5 protein-coding genes are annotated in these 6,717 nt (G+C 68.9%); 1 reads left to right on the top strand and 4 read right to left on the bottom strand.

Going from position 1 to position 6,717, the window contains the following annotated elements:
- Window positions 1–1,946, top strand: a 1,946-nt coding sequence (locus tag CCN56_RS37710) for a PIG-L family deacetylase (RefSeq protein ID WP_086832190.1), incomplete at its 5' end; no start/stop codon positions are given.
- A 109-nt stretch (window positions 1,947–2,055) separates the two neighbouring features.
- On the opposite strand, the gene tuf is transcribed toward CCN56_RS37710, so the two are convergent.
- From tuf to rpsL, 4 genes are all read right to left on the bottom strand, one after another.
- The gene (gene tuf / locus CCN56_RS37705) at window positions 2,056–3,249 is read right to left on the bottom strand and encodes an elongation factor Tu (RefSeq protein ID WP_041130770.1); all 1,194 of its coding nucleotides are present in this window, start codon (window positions 3,247–3,249) and stop codon (window positions 2,056–2,058) included.
- A gap of 150 nt (window positions 3,250–3,399) precedes the next feature.
- Window positions 3,400–5,526 (bottom strand): elongation factor G, encoded by a 2,127-nt coding sequence (gene fusA / locus CCN56_RS37700; protein ID WP_041130769.1) that lies wholly within the window; start codon window positions 5,524–5,526, stop codon window positions 3,400–3,402.
- Window positions 5,527–5,565: 39 nt separating this feature from the next.
- A complete protein-coding gene (rpsG, locus tag CCN56_RS37695) occupies window positions 5,566–6,036 on the bottom strand; it encodes a 30S ribosomal protein S7 (protein ID WP_015035567.1) in 471 nt (156 codons plus the stop codon).
- Window positions 6,037–6,038: 2 nt separating this feature from the next.
- Window positions 6,039–6,410 carry a 30S ribosomal protein S12 gene (rpsL, locus tag CCN56_RS37690; protein WP_003948652.1) on the bottom strand — a complete coding sequence of 124 codons (372 nt, stop codon included), beginning with the start codon at window positions 6,408–6,410 and terminating at the stop codon, window positions 6,039–6,041.
- Between the last annotated feature and the right edge of the window lie 307 nt (window positions 6,411–6,717).

The raw sequence follows: 6,717 nt of genomic DNA, 5'->3' as shown, positions 1-6,717 counted from the left end.
CGGTCCTCGCCGCCGCCCTCGCGGTCACCGCGGCCGCCGCCGGGTGTTCCGTACCGGAGCCGCGCCGGACCGCACCGACCGCCGATCCGGCGCCGGGCAGGCCGATCGCCTCCGCGCGGGCCCGGCGGGCCCTGCTGATGCAGTTCTCCGCGCATCCGGACGACGACCTGTACTTCATGAACCCGGACGCCCAGCGGCTGCTCGACGCGGGCGTCCCGCTCGTCTCCGTGTACGTGACGGCCGGCGAGCACAACGGCAGGAACCGGATCGCGGGGATGCCCGAGACCCCCCCGGACCCGGCCGCCTACTCCTCCGCCCGCCACCAGGGCCTGCGCCAGGCGTACGCGGTGGCGCTCGGCCTCCCGGCGTTCACGCCGTGGCGGCGGGAGGTCCTGACCCTCCCCGGCGGCCGGCGGGCCGAGGCCGACACCCTCGCGCACGGCGCCCGCAGGGTCGAACTGGTCTTCCTCAACCTGCCGATGCACGCCGGCCGCCGCTACATGGCGCTGCCCTCGCTCTGGCAGGACCGCGCCCTGGAGCTGCGCACCCACCTGTCGGCCGGCTCCCCCGTCACCCGCGCCGACACCTACGACTACGACCGGCTGGTCGACGTCCTCGTCGGCCTGCTCCGCCGCCACCGGCCCACGGTCGTGCACACCCTGGACCCGGACCCCGACGTCCAGCTGAGCGCCGAGGCCACCCGGAAGCGGGACTCCGAACAGCCGGGCTACTCGGACCACGGGGACCACACGGCGGTCGCCTCCTTCACCTGGGCCGCCCTGTGCCGCTGGGTCTCGGACGCGGTCCGGGACGGCGAACCGGTCCCGGCGTTCACGACCACCGCCTTCCGCGGCTACTACAACCGGCACTGGCCCAAGAACCTCCCGCCGGAGGTCCTGAAGGAGAAGGCGGCCCGGCTCGTCCCGTACGGCGGGAACCCGTCCTGGGAGTGCGGGAACCCCTCGGGCTGCGGCGACTACGGCGTCGGCGGCGACCGGCCCCTGACCAACCGCAAGGGCTGGGTCCGCTCCACCCACCACCGCTGGCCCGGCCCGGGCCCGGCCCTCGCCGAGGAACCGGACGGCCGGCTCGCCGCGTACGGGGTGCTCGGGCTGCGCGCGGTCCGCTGGCGGGAGTCGGAGCCCGGCGTCTGGGACGAGCCGGTGGACCTGGGCGGCGGCCCGCTCGCCCCGGCGCTCGGCTCGGCGGTGCTCGGCGACGGCCGGGTGCTGCTCCTCGGGGTGCGGTTCGCCGCGCTCGACGGGCACGGCGGGGCCAACCGGCGCGAGGTGGTGCTCCTGGAGCAGCGCTCCCCCGGCGGGCCCTTCCTGGCCTGGCGGGGCCTGGGGAACCCGGAGCGCGGGGACGACCGGGGCCGCCGGATCGGTGCCCCGGTGGCGGTGACGGCCCCCGACGGCCGGGTCCACCTCTTCGTACGGAACGCGGACAAGGGCCTCTCGACGCGGGTCCGGGCGGCGGACGGCTCCTGGTCCCCTTGGCGGCCGCTCCCCGGCGGCGGAGAGGTCCAGGACGGCCTGGCGGTCTCGCTCGACGCGTCCGACCGGGTGCACCTGTACGCGGCCGGGCGGGAGCACGTACGGCACTGGGTGGACGGGGTCCCGCAGCGGGCGCCGCTGCCGCTCTCCGGCTCCACGGTGGCGAGCGCGGGCGGCGCGCTCTACTACCGGGCGCCGGCGGCCGCGCGGCTGACGGGCCCGGGCGGCGACGCCGGTCTCGACGGGTACGGGGAGGTGGTGGCCGCACGGTCGGCCGCGCTCGGCACCGTACTGCTCGGCACGGACGTGAAGGGCCGGACGGCGCTCAGGGCCGGCGGCCGGCTCCGCACCCGTGCCGGAGGGGGACCGGCCGCGCTCCACCTGGGCGCGCGGGGGCCGGTCGTCGTGGGCCTGGGCGCGGACGGCCACCCATGGAGCTGGCGGCCGTAGAGCCCACCGGAAAAAGCCCACCGGAAACGCGAGAAGGCCCCGCACCTTTCGGTGCGGGGCCTTCCCTCACTGCTCAGCAGCTCTTGCGAGCCACCAGGTCAGTTCAAGATCAGGCAGTGATCTTGACGACCTGGCCGGCGCCGACGGTCCGGCCACCCTCACGGATGGCGAACTTGAGGCCCTCCTCCATGGCGACGGGCTGGATCAGCTCGACGGACATGGCGGTGTTGTCGCCCGGCATGACCATCTCGGTGCCCTCGGGGAGGGTCACGACGCCGGTCACGTCCGTGGTACGGAAGTAGAACTGCGGGCGGTAGTTGTTGAAGAACGGGGTGTGACGGCCACCCTCGTCCTTCGACAGGATGTAGGCCTGGGCCTCGAACTTCGTGTGCGGCGTGACCGAACCCGGCTTGATGATGACCTGGCCGCGCTCGACGTCCTCGCGCTTGATGCCACGGAGGAGCAGACCGACGTTCTCACCGGCCTGGCCCTCGTCGAGCAGCTTGCGGAACATCTCGATGCCGGTGACCGTGGTGGTGGTCTTCTCGGTCTTGATGCCGATGATGTCGACGGTCTCGTTGACCTTGAGGACACCACGCTCGATACGACCGGTGACGACGGTGCCACGACCGGTGATCGTGAAGACGTCCTCGATCGGCATCAGGAACGGCTTGTCGACGTCACGCTCGGGCTGCGGGATGGACTCGTCCACGGCCTTCATGAGGCCGAGGAGCTTCTCGCCCCACTCCTTGTCGCCCTCGAGCGCCTTGAGCGCCGAGACGCGGACGACCGGCAGGTCGTCGCCCGGGAACTCGTACTCGGAGAGGAGCTCACGGACCTCGAGCTCGACGAGCTCGAGGATCTCCTCGTCGTCCACCATGTCGGCCTTGTTCAGGGCGACGACGATGTACGGAACGCCGACCTGGCGAGCAAGGAGGACGTGCTCCTTGGTCTGCGGCATCGGGCCGTCGGTGGCGGCGACCACGAGGATGGCGCCGTCCATCTGCGCGGCACCCGTGATCATGTTCTTGATGTAGTCAGCGTGACCGGGGCAGTCGACGTGAGCGTAGTGACGCTGCTCCGTCTGGTACTCGACGTGCGCGATCGAGATGGTGATACCGCGCTGGCGCTCCTCGGGAGCCTTGTCGATCTGGTCGAAGGCCGAGGCCTCGTTCAGGTCCGGGTACGCGTCGTGCAGCACCTTGGTAATGGCGGCCGTGAGGGTCGTCTTACCGTGGTCGATGTGACCGATGGTGCCGATGTTGACGTGCGGCTTAGTCCGCTCGAACTTCGCCTTCGCCACTGGGGTCCTCCTGGAGTGGTTCTGAACGCCTTGCTTCATCGGCGCCAGGTGATCTTTGCTGGGATGCCAGTAACCGGGGCCCGATCCCTCGGGTTTCGGGGGCTGAGCCCCGGTGACTGGTGTCAAGCCTAAAGCGTGAACTCGGGAGAGTTACTCGCCCTTGGCCTTCGCGATGATCTCCTCGGCGACGTTCCGCGGAACCTCGGCGTAGGAGTCGAACTGCATCGAGTAGCTTGCGCGACCCGAGGTCTTGCTGCGGAGGTCTCCGACGTAGCCGAACATCTCCGAGAGCGGCACGAGGCCCTTCACGACGCGGGCGCCGCTGCGCTCCTCCATGGCCTGGATCTGGCCACGGCGGGAGTTGATGTCACCGATGACCTCGCCCATGTAGTCCTCGGGCGTGACGACCTCGACGGCCATCATCGGCTCAAGGATGACGGGAGAAGCCTTGCGCGCGGCCTCCTTGAAGGCCTGCGAACCGGCGATCTTGAACGCGAGCTCGGAGGAGTCGACCTCGTGGTAGGCACCGTCGAGAAGGATGACGCGGACGCCAGTCATCTCGTAGCCGGCCAGGATGCCGAACTGCATGGCCTCCTGCGCACCCGCGTCGACCGAAGGGATGTACTCCTTCGGGATGCGGCCACCGGTGACCTTGTTCACGAACTCGTAGGAGGCGTCGCCACCCTCGATGGGCTCGATCGCGATCTGCACCTTGGCGAACTGACCGGTACCACCGGTCTGCTTCTTGTGGGTGAAGTCCACGCGCTCGACGGCCTTGCGGATCGTCTCGCGGTACGCGACCTGCGGCTTGCCGACGTTCGCCTCGACCTTGAACTCGCGACGCATGCGGTCGACGAGGATGTCGAGGTGAAGCTCGCCCATACCACCGATGATGGTCTGGCCGGTCTCCTCGTCCGAGTGGACCTGGAAGGAGGGGTCCTCCTCCGCGAGACGCTGGATGGCGACACCCAGCTTCTCCTGGTCACCCTTGGACTTGGGCTCGATGGCGACCTGGATGACCGGGGCCGGGAAGTCCATGGACTCCAGGATGACCGGGTTCTTCTCGTCGCACAGCGTCTCACCGGTGGTGGTCTGCTTGAGGCCCATGACGGCGACGATGTCGCCGGCGCCCACCGAGTCGATCTCCTCACGCTTGTTCGCGTGCATGCGGTAGATCTTGCCGATGCGCTCCTTCTTGCCCTTGACGGAGTTCAGCACCGCGGTGCCGGCCTCCAGGCGACCGGAGTAGATCCGGACGAAGGTGAGCTTGCCGAGGTGCGGGTCGCTCGCGATCTTGAACGCGAGGGCGGCCAGCGGCTCGTCGTCAGAAGGCTTGCGCTTGACGACCAGCTCGGCGTCCTTGACGTCGTGGCCCTCGATGGCCTCGACGTCCAGGGGGGACGGCAGGTAGCGGACGACAGCGTCGAGCAGGGGCTGAACGCCCTTGTTCTTGAACGCGGTGCCACAGAACACGGGGGTGACCGTGGTCTCGCCGCCCTTGCCGGAGGCGATCGTGATACGACGGACCGCGGCGTACAGCTGCTCCTCGGTGGGCTCAGTGCCCTCGAGGAAGAGCTCCATGATCTCTTCGTCGTTCTCGGCGACCGTCTCGACGAGCTTGGCGCGGTACTCCTCGGCCTGCTCGAGCTTGTCCGCCGGGATGTCGACGACGTCGTACATCTCGCCCTTGCTGGCCTCGGCGGACCAGACGAGCGCCTTCATGCGGACCAGGTCGATGACGCCCTGGAAGTCGGCCTCGGCACCGATCGGGAGCTGCATGACGATCGGGGTCGCGCCGAGGCGGTCCACGATCATGTCGACGCAGCGGAGGAACTCGGCGCCCGTACGGTCGAGCTTGTTGACGAAGCAGATGCGCGGGACGCCGTAGCGGTCCGCCTGACGCCAGACAGTCTCGGACTGGGGCTCGACACCGGCCACACCGTCGAACACGGTGACAGCACCGTCGAGCACGCGCAGCGAACGCTCCACCTCGACGGTGAAGTCGACGTGGCCCGGCGTGTCGATGATGTTGATCGTGTGATCGACATTCTCGAGCGGCCAGTGGCAGGTCGTCGCGGCGGACGTGATCGTGATGCCGCGCTCCTGCTCCTGCTCCATCCAGTCCATCGTGGCAGCGCCGTCGTGGACTTCACCGATCTTGTACGAAACGCCGGTGTAGAACAGGATCCGCTCGGTGGTGGTCGTCTTGCCCGCGTCGATGTGGGCCATGATGCCGATGTTGCGCACCTTGGCCAGGTCAAGCGAAGTGGTAGCCATAAGGCTTCAGTCTTCTCTCGGTCTCGATGTGGGTTGCGACTACCAGCGGTAGTGCGCGAAGGCCTTGTTGGACTCGGCCATCTTGTGCGTGTCCTCGCGCTTCTTGACGGCAGCACCGAGGCCGTTGGAGGCGTCGAGGAGCTCGTTCATGAGGCGCTCGGTCATGGTCTTCTCGCGACGGGCGCGGGAGTAACCGACGAGCCAGCGGAGGGCGAGCGTGGACGCGCGGCCCGGCTTGACCTCGATCGGCACCTGGTAGGTGGCGCCACCGACACGGCGGGACTTGACCTCGAGGGCCGGCTTGACGTTCTCGAGAGCGCGCTTCAGCGTGATGACCGGGTCCTGGCCGGTCTTCTCACGAAGACCCTCCATGGCGCCGTACACGATGCGCTCGGCGGTGGAACGCTTGCCGTCCAGCAGGATCTTGTTGATCAGCGAGGTGACAAGAGGAGAGCTGTAGACCGGGTCGATGATGACCGGGCGCTTCGGGGCGGGGCCCTTACGAGGCATTCTTACTTCTCCTTCTTGGCGCCGTAGCGGCTGCGAGCCTGCTTACGGTTCTTGACGCCCTGCGTGTCGAGGGAACCGCGGATGATCTTGTAACGAACACCCGGCAGGTCCTTCACACGGCCACCGCGCACGAGCACGATGGAGTGCTCCTGCAGGTTGTGACCCTCACCCGGGATGTAGGCCGTGACCTCGATGCCGGAGGTCAGACGCACACGCGCGACCTTACGGAGGGCCGAGTTCGGCTTCTTCGGGGTGGTCGTGAACACACGCGTGCAGACGCCGCGGCGCTGAGGGGAACCCTCGAGTGCGGGCGTCTTGTTCTTCTCGACCTTGTCCTGCCGGCCCTTACGGACCAGCTGCTGGATCGTAGGCACTACTTCTCCGGTTTCTGTGTGCCGTCGGTAAAACTAACCTGGAACATTCGCCGACCCACGCGGTCGGGTGTGTCGAATCTCGCGGACCTCCGCCAGGGGCGGAAAAGGCGCGGATCACGGTGGCCGGTATATGACTCGCCGTGCGGTTGAGGACACGCACGGGAGCCCAGGCACACCCCAGGCACAAGGCTTGAGCGTACCTATCGCACGGACTCCGGTCAAAACAAATGCCCCCCCCCCCCCGCCCCCGCCCGGAGCGGGCCGGGACCAGGCCGAATCGTTCCGGCGCGGGGACCGGCCACGGGGC

Origin of the sequence: Streptomyces sp. NRRL B-24572, assembly GCF_002156145.1 — a bacterium.
Taxonomy (GTDB): Bacteria; Actinomycetota; Actinomycetes; order Streptomycetales; family Streptomycetaceae; genus Streptomyces; species Streptomyces vietnamensis.
The sequence above is the reverse complement of the archived record's forward strand: the minus strand, read 5'-3'. Positions and strand labels throughout refer to the sequence as shown.